The organism is Ketogulonicigenium robustum (assembly GCF_002117445.1).
Classification (GTDB): Bacteria; Pseudomonadota; Alphaproteobacteria; order Rhodobacterales; family Rhodobacteraceae; genus Ketogulonicigenium; species Ketogulonicigenium robustum.
In genome coordinates this window covers 244,772-267,392 of sequence record NZ_CP019937.1, presented here as the reverse complement: position 1 = coordinate 267,392, position 22,621 = coordinate 244,772, and the positions used below count along the sequence as shown (strand labels likewise).

The 22,621-nt window shown below is 63.8% G+C and carries 22 protein-coding genes; 13 read left to right on the top strand and 9 right to left on the bottom strand.

What is annotated here, in order from left to right; genetic code table 11:
• The first annotated feature begins 13 nt into the window (after positions 1–13).
• From BVG79_RS01405 to BVG79_RS01380, 6 genes are all read left to right on the top strand, one after another.
• The gene (locus BVG79_RS01405; protein ID WP_085785325.1) at positions 14–1,096 is read left to right on the top strand and encodes a BMP family ABC transporter substrate-binding protein; all 1,083 of its coding nucleotides are present in this window, start codon (positions 14–16) and stop codon (positions 1,094–1,096) included.
• Between the two features lie 163 nt (positions 1,097–1,259).
• Complete coding sequence (locus BVG79_RS13380) at positions 1,260–1,928, top strand: SH3 domain-containing protein (protein ID WP_085787177.1); 669 nt, start codon at positions 1,260–1,262, stop codon at positions 1,926–1,928.
• 10 nt (positions 1,929–1,938) lie between these two features.
• A complete protein-coding gene (locus tag BVG79_RS01395; RefSeq protein WP_085785324.1) occupies positions 1,939–2,853 on the top strand; it encodes a cation diffusion facilitator family transporter in 915 nt (304 codons plus the stop codon).
• 60 nt (positions 2,854–2,913) lie between these two features.
• Complete coding sequence (locus BVG79_RS01390; RefSeq protein ID WP_157115597.1) at positions 2,914–3,714, top strand: substrate-binding periplasmic protein; 801 nt, start codon at positions 2,914–2,916, stop codon at positions 3,712–3,714.
• 13 nt (positions 3,715–3,727) lie between these two features.
• Positions 3,728–4,522, top strand: coding sequence for an amino acid ABC transporter permease (locus BVG79_RS01385; protein ID WP_085785323.1), 795 nt, complete (start codon positions 3,728–3,730; stop codon positions 4,520–4,522).
• 56 nt (positions 4,523–4,578) lie between these two features.
• Positions 4,579–6,600 (top strand): M3 family metallopeptidase, encoded by a 2,022-nt coding sequence (locus tag BVG79_RS01380; RefSeq protein WP_085787175.1) that lies wholly within the window; start codon positions 4,579–4,581, stop codon positions 6,598–6,600.
• On the opposite strand, the gene BVG79_RS01375 is transcribed toward BVG79_RS01380, so the two are convergent.
• Genes BVG79_RS01375 through coaBC form a run of 3 tightly spaced genes read right to left on the bottom strand, consistent with a single transcriptional unit; the run spans position 6,597 to position 9,042 of the window.
• The gene (locus tag BVG79_RS01375; RefSeq protein WP_085785322.1) at positions 6,597–7,367 is read right to left on the bottom strand and encodes a HesA/MoeB/ThiF family protein; all 771 of its coding nucleotides are present in this window, start codon (positions 7,365–7,367) and stop codon (positions 6,597–6,599) included. The two genes, BVG79_RS01380 and BVG79_RS01375, sit on opposite strands and share 4 nt — an antisense overlap.
• Positions 7,364–7,834: a dUTP diphosphatase gene (gene dut / locus BVG79_RS01370; protein WP_085785321.1), complete on the bottom strand. Its 471-nt coding sequence runs from the start codon at positions 7,832–7,834 to the stop codon at positions 7,364–7,366. The genes BVG79_RS01375 and dut overlap by 4 nt, the downstream gene beginning before the upstream one ends.
• The gene (gene coaBC / locus BVG79_RS01365; protein WP_085785320.1) at positions 7,831–9,042 is read right to left on the bottom strand and encodes a bifunctional phosphopantothenoylcysteine decarboxylase/phosphopantothenate--cysteine ligase CoaBC; all 1,212 of its coding nucleotides are present in this window, start codon (positions 9,040–9,042) and stop codon (positions 7,831–7,833) included. The genes dut and coaBC overlap by 4 nt, the downstream gene beginning before the upstream one ends.
• Before the next feature lie 128 nt (positions 9,043–9,170).
• Here coaBC and BVG79_RS01360 point away from each other — a divergent pair, with 128 nt between their 5' ends.
• Complete coding sequence (locus BVG79_RS01360) at positions 9,171–9,737, top strand: DUF1003 domain-containing protein (RefSeq protein WP_085785319.1); 567 nt, start codon at positions 9,171–9,173, stop codon at positions 9,735–9,737.
• Positions 9,738–9,805: 68 nt separating this feature from the next.
• Positions 9,806–11,299 carry a YifB family Mg chelatase-like AAA ATPase gene (locus BVG79_RS01355; RefSeq protein ID WP_085785318.1) on the top strand — a complete coding sequence of 498 codons (1,494 nt, stop codon included), beginning with the start codon at positions 9,806–9,808 and terminating at the stop codon, positions 11,297–11,299.
• A 9-nt stretch (positions 11,300–11,308) separates the two neighbouring features.
• Here BVG79_RS01355 and gshB read toward each other — a convergent pair whose 3' ends face one another.
• The 3 genes from gshB to rsmI form a co-directional block, all read right to left on the bottom strand.
• The gene (gene gshB / locus BVG79_RS01350; RefSeq protein ID WP_085785317.1) at positions 11,309–12,253 is read right to left on the bottom strand and encodes a glutathione synthase; all 945 of its coding nucleotides are present in this window, start codon (positions 12,251–12,253) and stop codon (positions 11,309–11,311) included.
• A 64-nt stretch (positions 12,254–12,317) separates the two neighbouring features.
• Positions 12,318–12,662 carry a YraN family protein gene (locus BVG79_RS01345; RefSeq protein ID WP_085785316.1) on the bottom strand — a complete coding sequence of 115 codons (345 nt, stop codon included), beginning with the start codon at positions 12,660–12,662 and terminating at the stop codon, positions 12,318–12,320.
• Positions 12,655–13,515, bottom strand: a complete 861-nt coding sequence (rsmI, locus tag BVG79_RS01340) for a 16S rRNA (cytidine(1402)-2'-O)-methyltransferase (RefSeq protein WP_085785315.1) — start codon at positions 13,513–13,515, stop codon at positions 12,655–12,657. Before rsmI ends, BVG79_RS01345 begins: the two co-directional genes overlap by 8 nt.
• Before the next feature lie 137 nt (positions 13,516–13,652).
• Between rsmI and BVG79_RS01335 the strand changes: the two genes are divergently transcribed.
• Genes BVG79_RS01335 through rimO form a run of 4 tightly spaced genes read left to right on the top strand, consistent with a single transcriptional unit; the run spans position 13,653 to position 20,614 of the window.
• Positions 13,653–14,825: a penicillin-binding protein activator gene (locus BVG79_RS01335; RefSeq protein WP_085785314.1), complete on the top strand. Its 1,173-nt coding sequence runs from the start codon at positions 13,653–13,655 to the stop codon at positions 14,823–14,825.
• Between the two features lie 43 nt (positions 14,826–14,868).
• Positions 14,869–17,595 carry a [protein-PII] uridylyltransferase gene (locus BVG79_RS01330; RefSeq protein WP_236951387.1) on the top strand — a complete coding sequence of 909 codons (2,727 nt, stop codon included), beginning with the start codon at positions 14,869–14,871 and terminating at the stop codon, positions 17,593–17,595.
• Entirely contained in the window at positions 17,592–19,187 is a 1,596-nt protein-coding gene (gene murJ / locus BVG79_RS01325) for a murein biosynthesis integral membrane protein MurJ (RefSeq protein ID WP_198167865.1), read from the top strand. The genes BVG79_RS01330 and murJ overlap by 4 nt, the downstream gene beginning before the upstream one ends.
• A gap of 56 nt (positions 19,188–19,243) precedes the next feature.
• A complete protein-coding gene (rimO, locus tag BVG79_RS01320) occupies positions 19,244–20,614 on the top strand; it encodes a 30S ribosomal protein S12 methylthiotransferase RimO (protein WP_085785311.1) in 1,371 nt (456 codons plus the stop codon).
• 12 nt (positions 20,615–20,626) lie between these two features.
• On the opposite strand, the gene BVG79_RS01315 is transcribed toward rimO, so the two are convergent.
• A complete protein-coding gene (locus BVG79_RS01315) occupies positions 20,627–21,403 on the bottom strand; it encodes a M48 family metallopeptidase (protein WP_085785310.1) in 777 nt (258 codons plus the stop codon).
• A complete protein-coding gene (locus BVG79_RS01310) occupies positions 21,400–21,648 on the bottom strand; it encodes a DUF167 domain-containing protein (RefSeq protein WP_085785309.1) in 249 nt (82 codons plus the stop codon). The genes BVG79_RS01315 and BVG79_RS01310 overlap by 4 nt, the downstream gene beginning before the upstream one ends.
• Positions 21,649–21,727: 79 nt before the next feature.
• Here BVG79_RS01310 and BVG79_RS01305 point away from each other — a divergent pair, with 79 nt between their 5' ends.
• Positions 21,728–22,297, top strand: coding sequence for a nitroreductase family protein (locus BVG79_RS01305; protein WP_085785308.1), 570 nt, complete (start codon positions 21,728–21,730; stop codon positions 22,295–22,297).
• Here BVG79_RS01305 and BVG79_RS01300 read toward each other — a convergent pair whose 3' ends face one another.
• Complete coding sequence (locus tag BVG79_RS01300) at positions 22,298–22,618, bottom strand: DUF1467 family protein (RefSeq protein WP_085785307.1); 321 nt, start codon at positions 22,616–22,618, stop codon at positions 22,298–22,300.
• Positions 22,619–22,621: the final 3 nt, after the last annotated feature.

Genomic DNA, 22,621 nt, shown 5'->3' with positions numbered 1-22,621 from the left:
AGGAGAGTGAAGAATGAAACGCAGAACCCTTCTGGCTACCGGCGCCGCCGGTGCCGTTATGGCCGCCCTCGGCATTCCCGCACGTGCGCAAGACCCGATCAAGGTCGGCTTCATCTATGTCGGCCCCGTGGGCGACGGTGGCTGGACGTTCCAGCACGAACAAGCCCGTCTGGCGCTGGTCGACCACTTCGGCCCCGCGATCGAGACGATGTATCAGGAAAACGTGCCCGAAGGCCCCGATGCCGAACGCGCGCTGACCCAAATGGCGCTGGCCGGCTGCAAGCTGATCTTCGCAACCTCCTTCGGGTTCATGGAAGCGACCGCCGCCGTTGCCGCGAAATTCCCCGATGTGAAGTTTGAACACGCGACCGGATACACGCGCGCCGACAATCTGGCGACTTACGACGCACGCTTCTACGAAGGCCGCGCCGTCACCGCCACCATCGCGGGCCTGATGACCAAAACCAACAAGATCGGCTACATCGGGTCGTTCCCGATCCCCGAAGTGATCCAAGGCATCAACTCGACCTTCATCCACGCCAAGAAGGTGAACCCCGATGTCGAGCTGGTCGTGGCTTGGGCCTATAGCTGGTTCGACCCCGCAACCGAGGCCGACATCGCCAAGGCCATGATCGAGCAAGGCGTCGACGTCATCTTGCAACACACCGATTCGACTGCACCGCAAGCTGCCGCGCAAGCCGCTGGCGATGTGGTGACCTTTGGCCAAGCGTCGGACATGACTGCATTCGCGCCCTTCCCGCGCGTTTCCTCGATCATCGACAACTGGTCGCCGTACTACATCAAGCGCGTTCAAGCCCTGATCGATGGCACGTGGGAATCGACATCGACTTGGGGCGGCATTGCCGAAGGCGAAGTCGGCATCGGCGAGATCACCGATGCAGTCCCCGCCGACGTGAAAGCGCAGGCCGAGGCCGTGCGTGACGCGATTGCCGCCGGCACCTACCACCCCTTCACCGGCCCGCTGAACAAGCAAGACGGTTCGGCATGGCTGGCCGAAGGTGAAACGGCAAAAGACGAAGACCTGCTGTCGATGAACTTCTACGTCGAAGGCATCACCGCCGAGATCCCGTCCTAACCGGCCCTTAACCACTGCGCGGCCCGCCTGTGACAGGTGGGCCCGCCTCGCCCCAGCCTGCTTTAATTTGCGCCGTCCGGCTGTTCAGCGCGCGCCCGGCAGCAATGCGCTTTCCTCGGGCCGCGCAAAATGGCAAAATAGCCGCATCAAGCAGGACGGTGCGATGAAAAACCCAACAAAAACGCGGCATAGCGGCATGATTGCAGCCGCGCTGGTGACTGTTTTTGCAGCCTCCTCCGGCGCTTTGGCGCAAACGCCTACCGATGGCGTGCCGCTTCCTGTCGCGCGCGGGGCCGAAGTGCCCGCAACCCCCGCCCCCCCGGCCGAGAATGTCGCCCCCCCCGCACCGCCACCAACACCTGCTGCCGGCCCTGCCGCCCCCGCGCCGCGCAGTAACGAGCCTACGCTTGGGCCATCGACCAACCTGCCCATTCCGCGCTACGTCTCACTGAAAAGCAACGAGGTGAACGTCCGCCGCGGCCCATCGTCGTCGCACCGCGTGGATTGGGTTTATAATCGCGCGGGGCTGCCTGTGCAGATCGTCGGCGAATACGAACACTGGCGCCGCATCATTGACCGCGACGGCGAAGGCGGCTGGGTGCACTACGCGCTGCTGTCGGGGAACCGCACGGTGATCGTGCAAAGCGACCTGCTGCCCGTTTTGGCGCAGCCCGAACCCAACGCCCCTGTGGTGGCCGAATTCGAAAGCGGCGTGATCGCCAATCTGGATGAATGCCGCCCCGACTGGTGCCGCATCGCCGCCAGCGGCTATCGCGGCTGGGCCCCAAAGTCCGCCCTTTGGGGTGTAGACGCCGACGAAATCCGTAACTGAGCGAGGCGCCATGGCAAACCCACCCTCGGACACCCGGCTGAACCTGTCAGCGGGGATCCTATCCGTTTCGGTCGCAAGTATTTTGGTACTGGCCAAGCTGTGGGCGTTGCAAGCCACCGGCGCGCTGTCGGTCGCGGCAACGCTGGCGGATTCGGCGCTGGATTTGTTGGTCTCGCTGGCGGGGCTGCTGGCCATCGCCTATGCGGCCAAGCCCGCCGACAACGACCACCGCTATGGCCACACCGCGGTCGAGGACCTGACCGCGCTGGCGCAATCGCTGATCATCACCGGATCGGCCATCGCCATCGCCTTCGCCGCCATTAGACGGCTGATCGCCAATGACGCCCACCAGCTGGAATCGCAAGGCACGGGCATGGCGGTGATGATCCTGTCGATCGTGCTGACACTGGGGCTGGTGACATGGCAAGGCCATGTGGCGCGGCGCACGGGCAGCAAAGTCGTCGCCGCCGATTCGCTGCACTATATCGGCGACCTGATCCCCAATATCGGCGCGCTGGTGGCGCTGGCGATTTCAGCGTTTTGGGGCGTTGGACAGATCGACAGCATTATCGCACTCCTCGCGGCGGCACTGATGCTGCGCGGCGCGGCGCAGATCGGCAAACAAGCGTGGGACGCGTTGATGGATCGCAGCGCGCCGCCAGATGTCATCGCCAAGATCGAGGACGTCGTCCGCAACCATCCAGGTGTCATGGGCTACCACGACCTGAAAACACGCCAATCGGGCAGCCGCATTTTTGTGAATCTGCACGCCGAAATGGACGGCACCCAGACATTGGATCAGGCCCACCGCACCAGCGCGGCGCTGCGGCGCGCCATCGTGCGCGCTTTGCCCAATGCCGACGTTCTGATCCACCTCGACCCCTTTGGCGCCCCGCCCCACCCCGATGACGAGCGGCGGCACTAAGGGCGGGTTGTCAAGCCGCGCCGCCGCCCGCTACTGTGTTGAAAACCAATAGCGGAGCGTATGATGAAAACCCTGTTTAATACCGCCCCCTTGGCGACTGCCGCCTTGATCATCGGCGCGACCTGCGCCAACGCCCAAGCCCTGCCCGACCTCGAGGGGCGCGAGGTGACGGTGGCGGTCGAGAACGCCTACCCGCCCCTGCAATTCATCGATGGGGCTGGCAATGCCATCGGCTGGGAATATGACGCGCTGGCCGAAATCGCCCAGCGCCTGAACATCACCCTCGTCTACGAAAACTTCAGCTGGGACGCCATGATCCCCGCCGTGTCGCAAAGTCAGGTCGATCTGGCCGTCAACGGCATCACCATTCGCGAAGATCGCATGGAAATGGTCGACTTCTCGGACCCCTACATGACCTCGCAAATGCTGATGATCGTGCGCGCGGATGAAAGCCGCTTTACCGATGCGATCAGCTTTGCGGCGAACCCCGACCTGCTGATGGCCGCTCAACCCGGCACGACCCCCTTCTATGTTGGCGTCTATGACGTGCTGGACGGGGACGAGGCGAACCCCCGCATCATCGGCGTCGAGACGTTCGGCGCTGCCGTTGCCGCCTTGCGTAGTGGCGATGTGGATCTGGCCCTGTCGGATTCCACGGCGGCGCAGGGCTATGTCTCAGCGTCGGACGGGGCGCTGAAAATCGTCGGCGAGCCGCTGGGCGCCGAGGATTTCGGCTTCATCTTCCCCAAAGGCTCGGCCCTGATTGAGCCGTTTAACGCCGCTATCGCCAGCTTGGCCGCCGATGGCACATTGCGGGCATTGAACACCAAGTGGTTCTACGACTACAGCATGGGCCAATAATTCACGGATACCCATGTCCCCGCAGAAGACCGACAACGATTTTCCATGGTGGCTCGTCATCCTCGGGGTAACGGGCCTTTGGCTATTGTGGCGCATGCTGGCCGACCCCGACTATAGCGCGGCGGTGCCGGTGCTGGCCAAGGGCCTTGGCGTGACGATCATGGTGACGCTGGTCGCCTTTGCAGGGGCTGCAATCTTGGGGTTGGGGCTGGCGTTGGCGCAACTGTCGCGCCACATCGCACTGCGGCAAGCCGCCCGCCTTTATGTCGAGGTGATGCGCGGCATCCCGATCATGGTGCTGCTGCTGTACATCGCCTTCGTTGCGGTGCCGATCGGGGTCGAGGCATGGAATGCGTTGACCGGCTGGACGGGGATCGACCCCCTGCGCACCCGCGACGTTCCCCTGCTGTGGCGCGCCATCGCGGCGCTGATGCTGGCCTATGCCAGCTTTCTGGCCGAAGTGTTTCGCGCGGGGATTCTGTCGGTCGATCAGGGCCAGATCGAGGCTGCAAAGGCCTTGGGCCTGCGCCCCATGCAGGTGTTCCGCCACATCGTCTGGCCGCAAGCGATGCGCAACGTGCTGCCGCCGCTGGGTAACGACTTCGTTGCGATGGTCAAGGATAGCTCGCTTGTGTCGGTACTGGGTGTCGCCGACATCACCCAACTAGCCAAGCTGACGGCAGCCGCGAATTTCCGCTACCTTGAAACCTATAACGTCGTCGCGCTGATTTACCTGACCGTGACCATCGGCCTATCGCTGCTGCTGCGCAAATTCGAGCAACACCTGCGCGCGCGGGCCGCGCGATAGGGCTGGCAGCCTTTCGTCTGTGGCGCTAGCCTTGGCTCAAGACGAAAGGATACATGATGACAAATCCGCTGCTGGGCCCGTGGCGCGCGCCCTACGACCTGCCGCCCTACGATCTGATTTCCGACGAAGATTACGCCCCCGCGATTGACGAAGCCTTGTCCAAGGCCCGCGCCGCGATCGCCGCCATTTCGACCAACCCCGACGCCCCCACCTTCGACAACACGATCGCCGCGCTGGAACTGGCCGACGAAGATCTGGGTCGCGTGCTATCGGCGTTCTACACCGTCGCCGGGGCCGATTCGAACCCCGCGCGCGAGGCGTTGCAGCGTGATCTGGCCCCAAAACTATCCGCCTATGGGTCGGAAATCAGCAGCAACAAGGCACTGTTCCATCGGATCGATACCCTTTGGGCCACCAAAGACACCCTGTCGCTGACGCCCGAGCAAGAGCGCGTTCTGATGCTGACACGTCGGGGTTTCGTACGGGGTGGCGCCGCGCTGGACGGTGCGGCCGAGGACGAGATGAAAGCCGTAAAATCGCGGCTGGCTGTCTTGGGCACCACCTTTACCCAGAACCTGCTGGCCGATGAACGCGACTGGTTCATGCCGCTGGCCGAGGCCGACCTCACGCCCTTGCCCGCCTTCCTGACGGCAGCCCTGCGCGCCGCGGGTGTGGAAAAACAGGCAGACGGCCCTGTTGTCACGTTGGCCCGCTCGATCATCACCCCGTTTCTGCAGTATTCGCCGAACCGCGCCCTGCGCCAGCGCGCCTACGAGGCCTATGTCGCGCGCGGTGCCAATAGCGGCGCGACCGACAACCGCGATATTGCCGCCGAAACGCTAAAGCTGCGCCAGACCCGCGCGCAGCTGCTAGGCTACGACAACTTCGCCGCCTTCAAGCTGGAAACGGAAATGGCGGGCAATGCGCAAAACGTACGCAAGCTGCTAATGGATATCTGGGGCCCCGCCCGCGCTAAGGCCGAGGCCGAGGCCGCCGCGCTGGAAGCCCTGCTGCACGCCGATGGCATCGCCGGCCCGCTAGAGGCTTGGGACTGGCACTACTATGCCGAAAAACTGCGCCTTGCCGAACATGATTTGGACGAGGCGGCGATCAAGCCGTTTTTCCAACTGGACCGGATGATTGATGCTGCCTTTAGCGTCGCCAACCGCTTGTTCGGGCTAGAGTTCGAAGCGCTGGACGTGCCCTTCTATCACCCCGACTGCCGCGTGTGGAAAGTGACGCGCGACGGCGAATGGGTGGCGATTTTCGTCGGTGACTACTTTGCCCGTGGCTCGAAACGCTCGGGCGCGTGGTGCTCGGCACTGCGGTCGCAAAGCCGGATCGGCGGTTTGGAGCAGCGCCCCGTGGTGATGAACGTGTGCAACTTCGCCCCGCCGGAGGCTGGCCAGCCCGCGCTGCTGTCGTACGACGACGCCCGTACGCTATTCCATGAATTCGGCCACGCGCTGCACCAAATGCTGTCGGACGTGACCTATGAAAGCATTTCGGGCACATCGGTTGCGCGCGATTTTGTGGAACTACCCTCGCAACTGTTCGAGCACTGGTTAGAGGTGCCAGAAGTTCTGGCCGAATTCGCTACCCACGCCGAAACCGGCGCGGCGATGCCCCCCGAACTGATCACGCGCCTGCTGGACGCACGCAATTACGGGCAAGGCTTCTCGACCGTCGAAATCGTGTCCTCGGCATTGGTCGATCTGGAGTTTCATGACGGCAACGCGCCCGCCGACCCGATGCAAAAGCAGGCCGAGGTGCTGGAAAGCATCGGCATGCCCCATGCCATCCGCATGCGCCACGCCACACCGCATTTCGCCCACGTTTTCGGGGGCGACGGGTATTCCTGTGGCTATTACAGCTATCTGTGGTCGGAAACGATGGACGCGGATGCGTTTGATGCGTTTTTGGAAACCGGCGACCCCTTTGATCCCGCGACAGCTAAGTCTTTGGAAGAAAACATTCTATCCAAAGGCGGATCGGTCGATGCGGCCGAACTATACACCCGCTTCCGCGGCCGCCTGCCGGGGGTCGAGGGGCTGTTGAAAGGACGGGGGCTGATTTAAGCCCTCGCACCCGCACCATGGCAGACCGGGCACTCCGCGTTGGCTTTGGTGCGGATAATGCGCATGTCGGCGTAAAGCGCATCATAGATCAGCAAACGGCCGCGTAGTCCCTCGCCCGCGCCGGTCAGCGCCTTGATTGCCTCGGCGGCCATCATGGTGCCGATAATGCCGGGCAAGGGGCCAAGGACGCCGACGACGGAACAATCGGCCACAGCGGGCGGCGCGCTAGGGAAAACGCAGGTCAGGCAAGGGCCGCCGTGCGCGGGATCATACAGGCTGATCTGCCCCTCCCACGTCGTCAGCGCCGCAGAAATCAGCGGCACACCTGCCGCCACGCATGTCGCGTTCAGCAAGACGCGCGTCGCGGTGTCATCGCAACAATCCAGCGCCAGATCGTGCCCTGCGACCAAACCGGCCGCATTCGTAGCGTCGAACCGCTGCGCCACGGGAAGCACGTCGATATGCGGGTTCTGCGCGGCAATGGCATCGGCCGCCGAATCCACCTTGGGGCGGCCCTGCCATTCTGTGCGGTGGATGACCTGCCGCTGCAGGTTCGTCGCCTCGACCGTATCGGCGTCGACCACGGTGATGTGGCCCACCCCCGCCGCACCCAAGTATTGCAGCACTGGGCTGCCAAGGCCGCCAGCCCCCACCACCAGCACCTTTGCGCGCGACAGCGCCTTTTGCCCCGGCCCGCCGATTTCGCGCAAGGTGATGTGCCGCCCATAGCGGGCGACCTCGTCGGGGGTGAAGCGGCGGTCGGTCACTGCGACACGCCGGTCGAGCCGTAGCCACCCGCGCCGCGCGCGGTCTCGCTCAGGTCCTCGACCTCGACAAACTCGGCCTGCACCACGGGCGCGACGATCAGCTGCGCAATGCGATCGCCATGGGCGATGGTGACAGGCTGATCGCCTGCGTTCATCACGATCACCCCCAAATGGCCGCGATAGTCGGAATCGATCGTCCCCGGCGCATTCGGCAGGGTCAGCCCGTGCTTCAGCGCCAAGCCCGACCGCATCCGCACCTGCACCTCGAACCCGTCCGGGATTTCGATGCCGAGGCCGGTCGGGATGACCGCCCGCGCCAGCGGGGCCAAGGTCAGGCCACCATCGCGCAGATCAGCGACGAAATTCGCGCGCACATCGGCGCCAGCGGCCCCCGCAGTCTGGTAGCTGGGCAGCGCGATAGTGGCGTCGTACCCGTCAAGGCGGCGGAATTTGATGGTGGGGGTCATGCGTCGTCTTTCGTTAAAACAGTCGCGATGCGGCGCGCCAAGGCGGCGGCGACATCGGTTTTGGACATGCGCGGCAGCGTTTCCGTGCCGCTCTCGGTGATCAGCGTCACTTCATTTTCCGCCCCGCCCATAATGCCGGTTTCGGGGCGGACGTCGTTAGCAACAATCCAATCGGCCCCCTTGCGCAGCCGCTTGGCGGTGGCATGGGTGATGACATCGTCGGTCTCGGCGGCAAAGCCTACGACCAGCGTGGGGCGTCCCTGCGTCATATGGCCCACCTCGGCCAGAATGTCGGGGTTTTCCCGCAGGTGAAGCTGCGGGATCTGACCCGCCACTTTCTTGATCTTGCTGGCCCCTGCGCCGTCCACATGCCAATCGGCCACAGCGGCGGCAAAGACAGCCGCATCGGCGGGCAGCGCGGCCTGAACGGCGGCGCGCATTTGGGCCGCGGTTTCCACCCGCACGATGTCCGCGCCTGCGGGCGGCGACACCTCGGCGGGGCCGGTGACGAACGTCACCCGCGCGCCCAGCGCCAGCAGCGCCGCAGCAATCGCCGTGCCCTGCGCACCCGAGGATCGGTTCGCGATATAGCGCACGGGGTCGATCGGCTCGTGCGTGGGGCCCGATGTGACCAGCACGTGCTGGCCTGCCAGCGGTGTCTGCGCAGGCGCCAGCGCCTTTGAAATCGCAGAAAGAATCGCCAGCGGCTCGGCCATGCGGCCCGGCCCGAATTCGCCGCAGGCCATGGCACCATCGTCGGGGCCGACAAACAGCACACCGTCGCCGCGCAAGGTGGCGATATTGCGTTGCGTGGCCGGGTGCTGCCACATCCGCACGTTCATCGCGGGGGCGATCAGCACCCGCTTGTCGGTCGCCAGCAGCAGGGTCGAGGCCATATCGTTCGCCAGCCCCTGCGCCATCTTGGCCATCAAATCAGCGGTTGCCGGCACCACCACCACCAGATCGGCCGCACGCGATAGCTGGATGTGGCCAATCTCGGCCTCGTGCGTCAGATCGAACAGATCCTGGTGCACCGCCGTGCCCGCCAGCGCCGAAACCGACAGTGGTGTGACAAAGCTGGCGCCAGCGGCGGTCAGCACGGGCACCACTTCGGCCCCTTGCCCGCGCAGCAGGCGAATCACCTCCAGCCCTTTGTAAGCCGCGATGCCGCCGCCGATGATCAGTAGGATTCGCTTGCCGACCAGCACGACACACCCCCGCAAAGAAATTTGCCCTAGGCTAAGCCCTTTGCCCCCGCCCTACAACACGCGGCGCATGGACAAGCGCAAACGCCTGTCGCAGCATGGCGCCAATCCATACAACCGCGAGGCACCTGATGGACACACGCTACAAACATCTGGCCGAGCATCTGATGAAGAAGCCCTTCGCCGACCTGACCGACCGCGACCGCCGCGTGTTGCTGCACATGGCCGAACGCAAGCCCGTCGCCCGCGACCCTGCACAGCACGACGACACGCTGGGTGGGCGCATTGCCGATAAAGTCGCGTCATTCGGCGGGTCGTGGACATTCATCGGCTTGTTTGCCTTGGTTCTTGTCTCGTGGGTGGCCCTGAACGGGTTTTTACTGACGCACCCGCCGGACCCCTTCCCGTTCATCTTCCTCAATCTGGTGCTGTCGATGGTCGCGGCATTTCAGGCGCCGATCATTATGATGTCGCAAAACCGGCAGGCCCAAAAAGACCGCGACGCCGCTGCAAACGACTACGAAGTGAACCTGAAATCCGAGTTGGAGATCATGCGTATTCACGAAAAACTGGACGAGTTGCGCCTGACCGCCGTCGAAGAACGCCTGCAAGCCATCGACACCCGCATCGCCGCCATTGCCGATGATCTGGCGGTACTGTGCCGCACATTGCCACCAAGGGATGATGCTGCGCGTTAAATTTACGCGCATTAACTGTTCGTAAACCAAGATCGGGCCTGATCGCGCAAACGACTGGGAAAGACCCGATGCTGGCGCGCAGCTATTCCGTGGCGTTCGAGGGAATCGAGCCCCGCCTGATTGAAGTGCAATGCGCACTCTCGCCCGGGATACCGGGCTTTGCGATCGTCGGCCTGCCCGACAAAGCCGTCAGCGAATCGCGCGAGCGGGTGCGGGCCGCACTGGCTGCAATGGCAATGGCCATGCCCGCGCGCCGTATCACGGTAAACCTCTCCCCCGGCGATCTGCCCAAAGAAGGGTCGCATTACGACCTGCCCATCGCCATCGCGCTGCTGGCGGCGATGGATGTGTTTCCACGTGAAAACGCCGAAAGCCTCCTCAGCCTTGGCGAGTTGTCGCTGGATGGCCGCCTTGTGCCCGTGGCGGGCGCACTGCCTGCTGCCCTTGCCGCCGCAAGCGAAGGGAAAGCGCTGCTCGTGCCGCAGCAAAACGCCCCCGAGGGCGCGTGGGTTTCCGCCGCCACCGTTTTCGGCGCCGATAGCCTGCCTGCCGCACTGTCGCACCTGACAGGCACCAGCCCCCTGCCCGCAGCACGACCCCCGCTGGCGCGACCGCCCGTGGGCGGTGCGCAAGATTTGGCCCATGTGCGCGGTCAGGATGCCGCCAAGCGCGCGTTGGAAATCGCCGCAGCCGGCGGGCACAACCTGCTGATGGTCGGCCCACCCGGTGCCGGAAAGTCACTGCTGGCCAGTTGCTTGCCCGGCATTCTGCCGCCGCTTTCACCTGCCGAGGCGTTAGACACGGCCATGGTGCAATCCGTCGCGGGCTTGTTACAGGGCGGGATCAGCCTGCAGCGCCCGTTTCGCAGCCCGCATCATGGCGCCTCGATGCCGGCGATCATTGGCGGGGGGCGGCGTGCTACCCCGGGCGAGGTGTCGCTGGCCCACAACGGCGTGTTATTTCTGGACGAGCTGCCCGAATTCCAGCGCACCGTTCTGGATAGCCTGCGCCAACCGCTCGAAACCGGCGAGGTTTGGATTGCCCGCGCCACCGCCCATGTGCGTTACCCCAGCCGCATCATGCTGGTCGCCGCTGCGAACCCCTGCCGCTGCGGCAACATGGATGACGCCAGCCGCGCATGCGCCCGCGCCCCGCGCTGCGGGCAAGATTACATGGCCCGCGTCTCGGGGCCGTTGTTGGACCGGTTCGACATCCGCATCACGGTACCAGCTTTGCCGATTACCGCGCTGCGGGGCCCGCTGGCCGAAACTTCCGCCTCCGTTGCACAGCGGGTTGCTGCCGCGCGCATGCGGCAAACCCAGCGGCTAGAACCGCTGGGCGCGCGCAGCAATGCCGATTGCCCACCGGATACTTTGGAAAAAACGACCCTGATCGAGGCCGAGGGTGAGGCGTTCATGCAGCGCGCGTTGGCCCATTTCGGGATCTCTGCCCGTGGCTATACGCGCATTTTGCGCGTCGCCCGCACGATTGCTGATCTGGATGGGGCCGAGGCTGTTGCCCGCCCCCATCTGGCCGAAGCCATTGCCCTTCGCGGACCGTAACGCGCGGATTTAGACCGCGCGGCGACGTTCGATCGCTTCCCAGATTTTCGCGGCCGTGTTGGTGCCGTCGAACCGCTCCAGCTCTTGGATGCCGGTGGGGGATGTCACGTTGATCTCGGTCAGATAGTCGCCGATCACGTCAATGCCGACGAAAATCTGGCCCTTTTCGTGCAGCAGAGGCCCGATCTTGGCGCAAATTTCCAGATCGCGCGGGGTCAGCTCGACCTTTTCGGGACGCCCGCCGACATGCATGTTCGACCGTGTCTCGCCCGAGGCCGGCACGCGGTTGATCGCACCCACAGGCTCGCCATCCACCAGAATCACCCGCTTGTCGCCCTTGCGCACGTCCGGCAGGTATTTCTGCACGATCATCGGCTCGCGCGAGATCGAGGTGAACATTTCGTACAGCGAGGCGAGGTTGCTGTCGTCCGCCGTCAGCTTGAACACGCCTGCGCCGCCATTGCCGAACAGCGGTTTCAGAATGATGTCGCCATGTTTAGCGCGAAATGCGCGCAGCGTTTCCAGATCGCGGGCGATGGCGGTCGGCGGCGTCAGTTCGGGAAAGCGCAGAACAAGCAGCTTTTCGGGGTAATTGCGCACCCAGAACGGGTCGTTCACGACCAGCGTTTTCGGGTGGATCATATCCAGCAAATGCGTCGTCGTGATGTAACCCATGTCGAACGGCGGGTCTTGGCGCAGCCAGACCACATCATAATCGGCCAGATCGACCTCGACCTCGTCGCCCAGCGTGAAGTGATTGCCCTTTTCACGGCGCACTTCCAGCGGCCAGCCGCGTGCGGTAACGCGCCCTTCTTGGAACGCCAGCTTGTCGGGGGTGTAATAGAACAGCGAATGGCCACGGGCCTGCGCCTCGAGGGCGATACGGAAGGTCGAATCGCCGTCAATGTTGATGGACTCGATCGGGTCCATCTGAATGGCCACTTTCAGCGCCATGGTCTTGCCTCCTTGGGTGTCTGGGCACGGTTGTGGCCGATGGCGCGCACCGGCGCAATCCCGCTTAGATGAAGAAGGCGTTTTCAATCACGCGAACGTGGCCTTGGCCATCGACTAACGCCAGATCTAGACGCGTGGGCTGCAGGCGACCCGCCATATAGCTATCTGCCGCCCGTATAATGCGCTGCGCTTGTGCAGGCGACAGGGCAAAGGCGGCGCGGTCGAAGGTGGGGGCGGATTTCACCTCGACGAACAGCGTCAGGTCGGCATGCTGCAAGATCAGGTCGATTTCCGCTCCCGCCCCGCGCCACCGCCGATGCAACAGATTGGCGCCCAGCGCCTGATAATGGCGCAGCACGGCGTCTTCTGCCGCCGCGCCCTGCAGGGTGTTGCGCAGTCCGTTAGTCATCCGCCTGCGCCATCGACAGCGCAATCTGGTACACCTCGCGGCGAGGCAAGTTCAGTGCACCGGCGACCAAGGTTGCGGCATCCTTGATCCGCATGGTCTGCATCGCCTCGCGCAGCGCGCCCTCGACATCGGCAACGCCCGTTTCTTGCGCGCCGGCACGATCGACCAGCACCACTACCTCGCCGCGCACATCGTTTTCGCCGTAATAGGCGGCCAGCTCTGACAGGCTACCGCGACGGACTTCCTCGAACTTCTTGGTCAGCTCGCGGCAGATGGCGGCGCGGCGGTTTGGGCCGAAAACCGCCATCATATCGACCAAGCAATCAGCCAACCGCTTGGGCGATTCGTAAAACACCAATGTCGCGGGCACATCGCGCAGACCAGCCAGTTCGGTTTGCCGCGCCGCATGGGCCGAAGGTAAAAACCCGTTGAATAAAAAGCGATCCGTCGGCAATCCACCAATCGTCAGTGCGGTAAGTACTGCGGATGCGCCCGGTGCTGCGGTCACAGGCAAGCCAGCGGCGATCATGCCCTGCGATAGCTCGTACCCCGGATCGGCGACCAGCGGGGTCCCGGCCTCGGACACGTAAGCGACTGATTTTCCATCCTGAACCTGCGCCACCAAGTGGGCGACAGTGCCATCACCCGAATGGTCGTGAAACGCGACAAGGCGGCGACCGTTCAGCGGAACGCCATGAATTTCCATCAACTTGCGCGCGGTTCGCGTGTCCTCGGCCGCAATGACATCGGCCATGCGCAGCACATCCAGCGCGCGCAGCGTGATGTCGCGCGCGCTGCCGATGGGCGTCGCCACAAGATAAAGACCCGCCGTCAGCGGCAAAGACCCAGCCATTTCGCATTCTTCCCTAGACCCATGACCTGCCTGCCCTATGATGACGCCGGATTGCAAGTCGTTTGCGGCCCGTTTACTTCTGCGCTTCAGATAACCGGTGCGCGCGCAGGCGATACTAGTAGGGAGAAAGACCTAGGATGCTTAGCAAACTGATCTCACGTCGCTACGTTGGACGCCTTGGCGCGGCGCTGGCCGTTGCCGCACTGGCGGCCTGCCAACCCGTGGTCAACACCCCGACCCGCAACACCGGCGCAAATGGCGCTACTGTACGCGTGGCGCTGCTGGTGCCCGCAGGCTCGGCCCAAGCGACCGATAACCTGATCGCGCAGAATCTGGAAAACGCGGCGCGTCTGGCGATTGCCGATCTGGGCACCAGCCGCATCGACCTGCGCGTCTACCCGACATCGGGCAATGCGACGCAGGCCGCAACCGTGGCGCGCGCCGCCGTCGCCGATGGTGCAGCCGTGATCCTCGGCCCTGTATATGCCGAGGAAGCCAATGCTGCAGGCGTCGCCGTAGCCAATTCGGGCGTGAACGTGCTGGCGTTTTCGAACAACGCCACCATCGCAGGCGGCAATGTGTTCATTCTGGGCCAGACCTTCTCGGACACGGCGAACCGCCTGGTCGGCTATGCCAGCACGCAGGGCATCAACAGCTATGTCGTCGCCCACGGCAATGATCTGGGCGGCAATCTGGGGCGTGACGCCATCGTTGCGGCTGTGAACGCACGCGGCGGCACGGTTGCGGGGGTCGAGGCCTATCCCTTGTCGCAATCTGATGTGATTGCAGCGGCCCGCCGCATTGCAACCACCGTGAATAACTCCGGCGCGCAAGCCGTGTTCACCACCGCCAGCGTCAACGCCGACCTGCCCATTCTGGCGACCATCCTGCCCGAATCCGGCGTAAATCTGGAAACCACCCGCCTGATGGGCCTGACCCGCTGGAACGCCACGTCGCAGGCGCTGACCCTGCCGGGCCTGCAGGGCGGCGTCTTTACACTGCCCGACCAAGCCCGCGTGACCGCATTCGAAACCCGCTACGGCGCGCGCTACGGCCAACCGCCGCACCCGTTGGCGAGCCTTGCCTATGACGGCATCGCAGCCATCGGCGCCCTGCTGCAACGCGGCGGCGACAATGCCTTGTCGCGCAATGCCCTGTTGCAATCGCAAGGGTTCGAAGGCACGTCGGGCATCTTCCGTTTCTTGCCTGATGGCACAACACAGCGCGGATTGGCTGTCGCCGAGATCCGCAACAACATGGTGAACATCCTTGACCCCGCCCCCCGCAGCTTCGGCGGCTCGTCGTCCTAACGCGACCATCATCGGGCTACCTGCACTTCCCATGCCGGACGGAATGATCCGTCCGGCCCACGAGATTTTCGACCTTCCCGCCGTGACAGATCGCCTTGCGCAGACCATCGACGGGGTGGCGGACCCGATGGAAATCCGCCGCCAGACGGTCGCGGTGCTGTCGTCGGCCATGGCGGATGGGCGTGCGGTGATCGCAGCGGGGTTCAGCGCAAACCCGCACGACAGCCGCAGCACCACCCATGCCTATGCATGGCTAACCGACTGCGTTGTGACATTGGCCTTCACTATCGCGCGCGGCCCGATGCAGCCCGCGCCGATCGAGGGCGATCTGACCATGGTGGCGGTTGGCGGCTATGGTCGCGGCGAGATGGCGCCGTTTTCCGACGTCGACCTGCTGTTCATCACGCGCACCACCATGACGCGCGAGACCGAGGCGGTAATCGAAGCGCTGCTGTACACCCTGTGGGATCTCAAGCTGAAAGTCGGGCATTCCTCGCGCACCGTCGATGACTGCCTGCAGATGGCGCGGCAGGATTTCACCATCCGCACATCCATGGTCGAGGCCCGCTTCATTGCCGGCAAAGAGGCGCTGTTCAACACCCTGCGCACGCGCCTGTGGAATGACGTGTTCAAGAACACCGCCGGTGAGTTCATCGAGGCCAAACTGACCGAACGGGCCGAGCGTCACGTGAAACAAGGTGGCCAGCGCTATATGGTCGAGCCGAATGTGAAAGAGGGCAAAGGCGGGCTGCGCGACCTGCAATCCCTGTATTGGATCGGCAAATACGTCTACAACGTGCAGGACGCGGCGCAGTTGGTGAAAAAGGGCGTTTTCACCGCCGATGAATATGACACCTTCCGGCTGGCCGAAGATTTCCTATGGGCCGTGCGCTGCCACCTGCACCTGATTGCAGGGCGCGCCGTCGATTTGCTGTCTTTCGACATGCAGGTCGAGGTTGCCGCCCGCATGGGCTACCGTGATCGCGGCGGGCGCCGCGCGGTCGAGCATTTCATGCAGGACTACTTCCGCCACGCGACCAAAGTGGGCGAGTTGACCCGTATTTTCTTGACCGTTCAAGAAGATAAGCTGATCAAGCCCGTCCCCATGCTGTCGCGCCTGTTCACCCGCAAGCGCCCCGTGGCGGCCCCCTATGCGCTGAAGAACAACCGCCTGACTGTCGCGGATGAAAAGGCGTTTTTGGCTGACAACCTGAACCTCTTGCGCATTTTCGAGGAAAGCGTCCGCATGGGCGCGTCGATCCATCCTGATGCCCTGCGTCTGGTCGCCGCCAACCTGCACCTGATCGACGATGCCATGCGCGAAAGCCGCGCGGCCAACCGGATCTTCCTTGATCTGATGCTGCGCCACGGCAACCCGGCGCGCATTTTGCGGCACATGAACGAAATTGGTGTGCTGGCCGCGTTCATCCCCGAATTCGAACCTATCGTCGCGATGATGCAGTTCAACATGTATCACCACTACACGGTGGACGAACACACGTTCCAATGCATCTCGAACCTCTCGCAGATCGAGGCAGGCAAGCTGCACGATGACCTGCCTTTGGTCAGCGACATTGTCAGCGCAGGCATCAGCCGCCGCGTGATTTATGTGGCGCTGCTGCTGCATGACATCGGCAAAGGGCGCGAGGAAGACCATTCGGTGCTGGGCGCACAAATCGCCCGCCGCGTCGCCCCCCGCCTTGGCCTATCCAAGCGCGAGACCGAGACAGTCGAATGGCTGATCCGCCACCACCTGCTGATGTCGGATACCGCGCAAAAGCGCGATATTTCCGAACCCCGCACCGTCCGCGCCTTTGCCAAAATGGTCGAATCGCGCGAGCGGCTGGATCTGCTGACCGTGCTGACCGTCTGCGACATTCGTGGTGTTGGCCCCGGCACGTGGAACAACTGGAAAGCCGCACTGATCCGCAGCCTGCACCGCTCGACCACCGAGGTTTTGGCCATCGGCCCCGATAGCCTGTCGCGCCACACCCGCGAGGACGAGGCGAAGCGCGCCCTGCGCGAGGCCCTTGCCGACTGGCCCTCAACCGACCTGCGCGCAGAAACCGCGCGGCATTACGGCCCCTATTGGCAGGGCCTGCCCCATTCGGCGCATCTGGTCTTCGCGAACTTGCTGCGTGGCATCAGCGACACCGAAATTCGCATCGACCTGACCCCCGACCCCGAACGCGACGCGACCCGCGCCAGCTTTGCCATGGCCGACCACCCCGGCCTGTTCTCGCGTATGACCGGCGCCCTCGCCCTTGTGGGCGCAAACGTTGTTGATGCCCGCACCTATACCAGCAAAGACGGCTACGCGACCGCGACCTTCTGGGTACAGGACGCCGATGGTCGCCCGTTCGAGGCCGCGCGCCTGCCCCGCCTGCGCCAGATGATCGACCGCACCATGAAGGGCGAGGTTGTCCCGCGCGAAGCGATGAAGGAACGCGACAAGATCAAGAAACGCGAACGCGCGTTCAATGTGCCGACCCTCATCACCTTTGATAACGAAGGGTCGGACATCTACACCATTATCGAGGTCGACACCCGCGACCGCCCCGGCCTGCTGCACGATCTGGTGCGCACGCTGGCGGCGCAGAACGCGAACCTCGCATCCGCCGTGATTGCAACCTACGGCGAACAGGCCGTTGATACCTTCTACGTCAAAGACATGTTCGGCCTGAAATTCCACGCCGAAGGCCGTCGCCAACAGCTTGAAGCCAAGCTGCGCGAGGCCATTGCCCAAGGTGCCGAAAGGGCCCGATCGTGACCGACACCCCGCAGCGCACCACATCCCCCATCCGGCTGGCGACGAACTTCGTCACCGTGGGGCTTTGGACATTCCTCAGCCGCATTTTGGGCTTTGCCCGCGACATTCTGATGGCGGCCTATCTGGGCACGGGCCCCGTGGCCGAGGCGTTCAACATCGCCTTTTCGCTGCCCAACATGTTCCGCCGCTTCTTTGCCGAGGGCGCGTTCGGCATGGCCTTCATCCCGATGTTTTCGAAAAAGCTGGAAAGCGGCGATGACCCGCAGGGCTTCGCCCGCGACGCGTTTTCGGGGATGACGTTCATCCTGACGCTGTTTTCGGTGCTGTGCATTTTGATCATGCCTGCGCTGGTCTGGGCAATGGCCTCGGGCTTTGCGGGCGACGCGCGGTTCGGGCTGGCCACCAGCTACGGGCGCGTGGCGTTTCCCTATATTCTACTGATCTCGCTGACGGCACTGCTGTCGGGGGTCTTAAACGCCTCGGGGCGGTTCCGCGCCGCGGCTGCGGCCCCAGCGCTATTGAACCTGACCTTCATCCCCGCCATCCTGATTGGCGCGCATTTTGATGCGCTGCCGGGCGGCGGCGATGGCACACGGATCGGGCTGGCGCTGGCATGGGCGGTGCCAATCGCCGGCGTGTTCCAGCTAGCGACGGTATGGCTGGCATCGCGCCGCGCGGGATTCAACATCGGCCTGCAACGCCCTCGCCTGACGCCCGAGATGAAGCGCCTGGCCATTATCGCCTTCCCTGCGATTTTGGCGGGCGGGGTCGTGCAAATCAACCTGCTGGTTGGCCGCCAAGTCGCCAGCTATTTCGACGGGGCGATCAACTGGCTGGCCTATGCCGACCGGCTGTATCAACTGCCTTTGGGCGTGGTCGGTGCCGCGATTGGTGTGGTGCTGCTGCCTGAACTATCGCGCCGTTTGGGTGCAAAAGATGATGCGGGCGGGCGGCAGGCGCTGAACCGCTCGACCGAATTCGCGCTGATGCTGTCGATTCCGGCGGCCGTCGCGCTGGTGGTGATCGCCGTGCCGCTGATTTCGGTGATGTATCAACGTGGCGCCTTCACCGCCGATGACACCGCCGCGACCGCGCTGGTTTTGGCGGTCTACGGGCTGGGCCTGCCTGCTTTCGTGCTGCAAAAGGTTCTGCAGCCCCTTTATTACGCCCGCGAAGATACCCGCAGCCCGTTCCGGTTTGCCTTGGTGGCGCTGGTGGTCAACGCGGTTGCAGCGGTTGCATTGGCGCCGTTCATCGGCTTTGTCGCCGCCGCACTGGGGACCACGCTGGCGGGCTGGGGAATGGTCGCACAACTATGGTCGGGCAGCCGCAACATGGGGCTTGCCGCGCAAATCGACGCGCAACTACGCCGCCGTGCGTGGCGGATCTGCGTGGCGGCGGGCATCATGGGCGTGGCGCTTGGCCTAGGCACATGGGCGCTGCAACCGCTGCTTGGGCCGGGCCACATGCGCTATCTGGCGCTGATGATTCTGGTGTTTGGCGGCATGGGTGTCTACTTTGTCACGGGCCAGGCGCTCGGCGCATTCGACATCCGCGAAGTGAAAGCCATGCTGCGACGCCGCAAAGCGTGACCCAAGGGGCAAAGAAGCCCCTTTTCGCGCGCGCGGCGGCGATATATACGGCGCGAATGTCGCAAAATCCGCCCGATCTTCGCCCCGATCTAGCCCCGCGTCCGCGTTTCGACACGGCCCCCCGACCCGGTCAACCGACCATCGGCATGGTCAGCCTTGGCTGCCCAAAGGCCCTTGTTGACAGCGAACGCATCCTGACGCGCCTGCGTGCCGAAGGCTATGCCATCAGCCCCGACTATTCCGGGGCAGATGCGGTCATCGTCAACACCTGCGGCTTCCTTGATTCGGCCAAGGCCGAAAGCCTCGAGGCGATTGGCGAAGCCCTGCAGGAAAACGGCAAGGTAATTGTCACCGGCTGTTTGGGCGCAGAACCTGAATACATCACGGGCGTGCACCCCAAGGTTTTGGCCGTCACCGGCCCGCACCAATATGAGCAGGTGCTGGATGCTGTGCATGGCGCTGTGCCGCCCTCGCCCGATCCGTTCGTGGATTTACTGCCGGCGGCGGGGATCAAACTGACCCCGCGCCATTACAGCTACCTCAAGATTTCCGAGGGCTGTAACCACAAGTGCAAATTCTGCATCATCCCCGACATGCGCGGCCGTCTGGCCAGCCGCCCTGCCCACGCCATCGTGCGCGAGGCTGAAAAGCTGGTGCAAAGCGGCGTGAAAGAACTGCTGGTCATCAGCCAAGATACCTCGGCCTATGGGGTCGACCTGAAATATGCCACCGAGCGTGGCCACCGCGCGCATATTACCGATCTGGCGCGTGATCTGGGCAGTTTAGGCGCGTGGGTGCGGATGCATTACGTCTACCCTTACCCGCATGTGCGCGACATGATCCCGCTGATGGCGGATGGGTTGATTCTGCCTTACCTCGACATCCCGTTCCAACACGCCCACCCCGATGTGCTGCGCCGCATGGCCCGCCCAGCTGCCGCCGCCAAGACGCTGGATGAAATCGCCGCGTGGCGCGATGTCTGCCCCGATATCACCCTGCGCTCGACCTTTATCGTCGGTTACCCCGGCGAGACCGAGGCCGAGTTCCAGACTCTGCTGGACTGGCTGGACGAGGCGCAACTGGATCGCGTCGGTTGCTTCCAATACGAAAACGTCGCCGGCGCGCGTTCGAACCTGCTGCCCGACCATGTGCCGGACGAGGTGAAGCAAGACCGCTGGAACCGCTTTATGGAAAAGGCGCAGGCCATTTCCGCCGCCAAGCTGCAGGCCAAGGTAGGCCTGCAGATGGATGTCATTATCGATGAAATCGAAGATGGCGTCGCGACCTGCCGGACCAAGGCCGACGCCCCCGAGATCGACGGCAACCTGTTTATCGACGAAGGCACCGAGACCATGGCCGTCGGCGACATCGTGCGCGTGACAGTGGACGAGGCCGAGGATTACGACCTGTGGGGCACGCCGGTTTAACCGGCGCCCCCGCTAGCTGCCCGCCTTTTGCGCCACATAATCGCGGTAGGTGGTGCGGATAACGCTCAGCCGCTCGGCATTGGCGGGGTGGCTGCCAAGGATTTGGTTCCCCGGGTCTGGAATGCGGAAGAAGAAGGCCGCCCCGCGCAGCGGATCGAAGCCTGCCTCGGCCGCGATGACAGTGCCCAGCGAATCGGCCTGTAGTTCATAGTCTTTCGAATAGCGCAGCGCGCCATAGGCGGCCCCGATCTCGGCCGCATTGCGCAATGCGCCCTCGGGGGCGATGGGCAGTGACCCGGCGATACGCTGCGCGACCGCCGATGCGCGCGCCGCGTCCAAATCGCGCTGCTGTAGGTGCCCCAGAATATGGTGCGAGGCCTCGTGCGCCAGAATAAAGGCGATTTCGTCGCTATTGGCCACCATCAGCAGCAGATCGACCGTCAGCGCGATGATGGGGTTGCCGTTCGCGTCCAGCGTTTGATAGGCGTTCGCGCCGATGTCGGACTGATCATCGATCACGATGCGGAAGTTGCAGTTGCGCGGCACGTTTTGCTTGGCCGCGTAATCGCGACAGACTGCCTCGGCCACGGGTTCGATGTTCGATGCCGCATAGACGAAGCCTTGCGCCCGCAGCGCCAGATCGGGCTGACCCGCCCCTGCGCTGGCACTGGTGGATGGTTTGGGTGACGTGGACGGGGCGCTGGTGGTTTGCGGGGCCCCGCAAGCCGCCAGCAAAAGCGTGGCAAACAGAACCGTCAACAAACCGCAGCGCACGCGAATAGCTTTCATAGCAGTCGAAACACCTTGTCGCGGGCGGTGGCGCCGCGAATCAATTGAAGTTGGCTTTTGGGGATTCCCATCGCCTTGGCAAGCAGCGCTGCGACGGCGGCATTGGCTTTGCCGTCCTCGGGCGGGACTGTGACATAGACGCGGATAGTGCCGTCATCGTCGTGCAAAATGCGCGCCCGCGATGCGCGGGGCGTCACGCGCACCGCAATTTCGGCACCGGTAACGGCAAGATCTGTCATATCCATGGGGGACAGTTTATCCTGCCCTGCGCGGGGAACAAAGCCCCCACACAGAAAACGACCATCGAACCGACGAAGGAAGCCGATGACCCATTCCCCGCTTTCGTTTTTGTTGCACCGCCGCTCGCATCCCGCGCGGCTGCTGGGCCTGCCCACCCCCGAGGGCGAGGTGTTGACGCAAATCCTAACCGCCGCCGCCCGCACGCCCGACCACGGCAAGCTGGAACCGTTCCGCTTTATCATTCTGGAACGCGGCGCGCTGGACAGGCTGGCGGCGCTGGCCGAAACGCGCGGCCAAGCGCTGGGGAAGGAAGACGGCCCAAAGCTGAAGGCTGTCACCCAGTTCAGCCAAAGCCCGTTTGCCATCGCCGTGGTGCAAGTGCCGCGCCCGACAGACAAAGTGCCCGCGATTGAACAAACCTATACCGCAGGCGCTGTTGCGCTGGGGCTGGTGAATGCCGCGCTGGCGAGCGGCTTTGGCGCGAATTGGTTGACCGGATGGGCCGCTTACGACCGTCCTTTCCTGCAAGACGGTCTGGGTTTGGCGCCCGACGAACAGCTGGTCGGGTTCGTCCATATCGGCACGGCTGGCACGCAGCCTAGCGACCGCCCGCGCCCAGACCTTGACCAGATCGTGACGCGGATGGCGCAATAATCAGTTCGTGTGGGTCCGCCGCTCGATCACATGCGGTTCTTGCATTTCGGTCGGCGGGTTCATGCGGTGGAACACATCAAGGTCACGCACCTTGATCACACCCGACAAGATAATCGCGCAAATCAGGCTGCCCGTGATGACGGCCCAAAGCGTCGTGATTTTTACAGTCCGCTTGAAGTCGAAGTTGGCGGGGGCCGATGCGTGGGTGCCCGGCACAATCTCGCCCACATCGCCCTGCGTGCGCAGGCCGATCGGCAGGACGATGAACAGCACCATGAACCAGCTGACCGCGTAAACAACGATGACAGAGGTGATAGTCATAGG

Bases quoted from the DNA above. Each gene is read 5' to 3' on its own strand.
- BVG79_RS01405 (WP_085785325.1), top strand. From the start codon at position 14: ATGAAACGCAGAACCCTTCTGGCTACCGGCGCCGCCGGTGCCGTTATG.
- BVG79_RS13380 (WP_085787177.1), top strand. From the start codon at position 1,260: ATGAAAAACCCAACAAAAACGCGGCATAGCGGCATGATTGCAGCCGCG.
- BVG79_RS01395 (WP_085785324.1), top strand. From the start codon at position 1,939: ATGGCAAACCCACCCTCGGACACCCGGCTGAACCTGTCAGCGGGGATC.
- BVG79_RS01390 (WP_157115597.1), top strand. From the start codon at position 2,914: ATGATGAAAACCCTGTTTAATACCGCCCCCTTGGCGACTGCCGCCTTG.
- BVG79_RS01385 (WP_085785323.1), top strand. From the start codon at position 3,728: ATGTCCCCGCAGAAGACCGACAACGATTTTCCATGGTGGCTCGTCATC.
- BVG79_RS01380 (WP_085787175.1), top strand. From the start codon at position 4,579: ATGACAAATCCGCTGCTGGGCCCGTGGCGCGCGCCCTACGACCTGCCG.
- dut (WP_085785321.1), bottom strand. From the start codon at position 7,834: ATGACCCCCACCATCAAATTCCGCCGCCTTGACGGGTACGACGCCACT.
- BVG79_RS01360 (WP_085785319.1), top strand. From the start codon at position 9,171: ATGGACACACGCTACAAACATCTGGCCGAGCATCTGATGAAGAAGCCC.
- BVG79_RS01355 (WP_085785318.1), top strand. From the start codon at position 9,806: ATGCTGGCGCGCAGCTATTCCGTGGCGTTCGAGGGAATCGAGCCCCGC.
- gshB (WP_085785317.1), bottom strand. From the start codon at position 12,253: ATGGCGCTGAAAGTGGCCATTCAGATGGACCCGATCGAGTCCATCAAC.
- BVG79_RS01345 (WP_085785316.1), bottom strand. From the start codon at position 12,662: ATGACTAACGGACTGCGCAACACCCTGCAGGGCGCGGCGGCAGAAGAC.
- rsmI (WP_085785315.1), bottom strand. From the start codon at position 13,515: ATGGCTGGGTCTTTGCCGCTGACGGCGGGTCTTTATCTTGTGGCGACG.
- BVG79_RS01335 (WP_085785314.1), top strand. From the start codon at position 13,653: ATGCTTAGCAAACTGATCTCACGTCGCTACGTTGGACGCCTTGGCGCG.
- BVG79_RS01330 (WP_236951387.1), top strand. From the start codon at position 14,869: ATGATCCGTCCGGCCCACGAGATTTTCGACCTTCCCGCCGTGACAGAT.
- rimO (WP_085785311.1), top strand. From the start codon at position 19,244: ATGTCGCAAAATCCGCCCGATCTTCGCCCCGATCTAGCCCCGCGTCCG.
- BVG79_RS01315 (WP_085785310.1), bottom strand. From the start codon at position 21,403: ATGAAAGCTATTCGCGTGCGCTGCGGTTTGTTGACGGTTCTGTTTGCC.
- BVG79_RS01310 (WP_085785309.1), bottom strand. From the start codon at position 21,648: ATGGATATGACAGATCTTGCCGTTACCGGTGCCGAAATTGCGGTGCGC.
- BVG79_RS01305 (WP_085785308.1), top strand. From the start codon at position 21,728: ATGACCCATTCCCCGCTTTCGTTTTTGTTGCACCGCCGCTCGCATCCC.
- BVG79_RS01300 (WP_085785307.1), bottom strand. From the start codon at position 22,618: ATGACTATCACCTCTGTCATCGTTGTTTACGCGGTCAGCTGGTTCATG.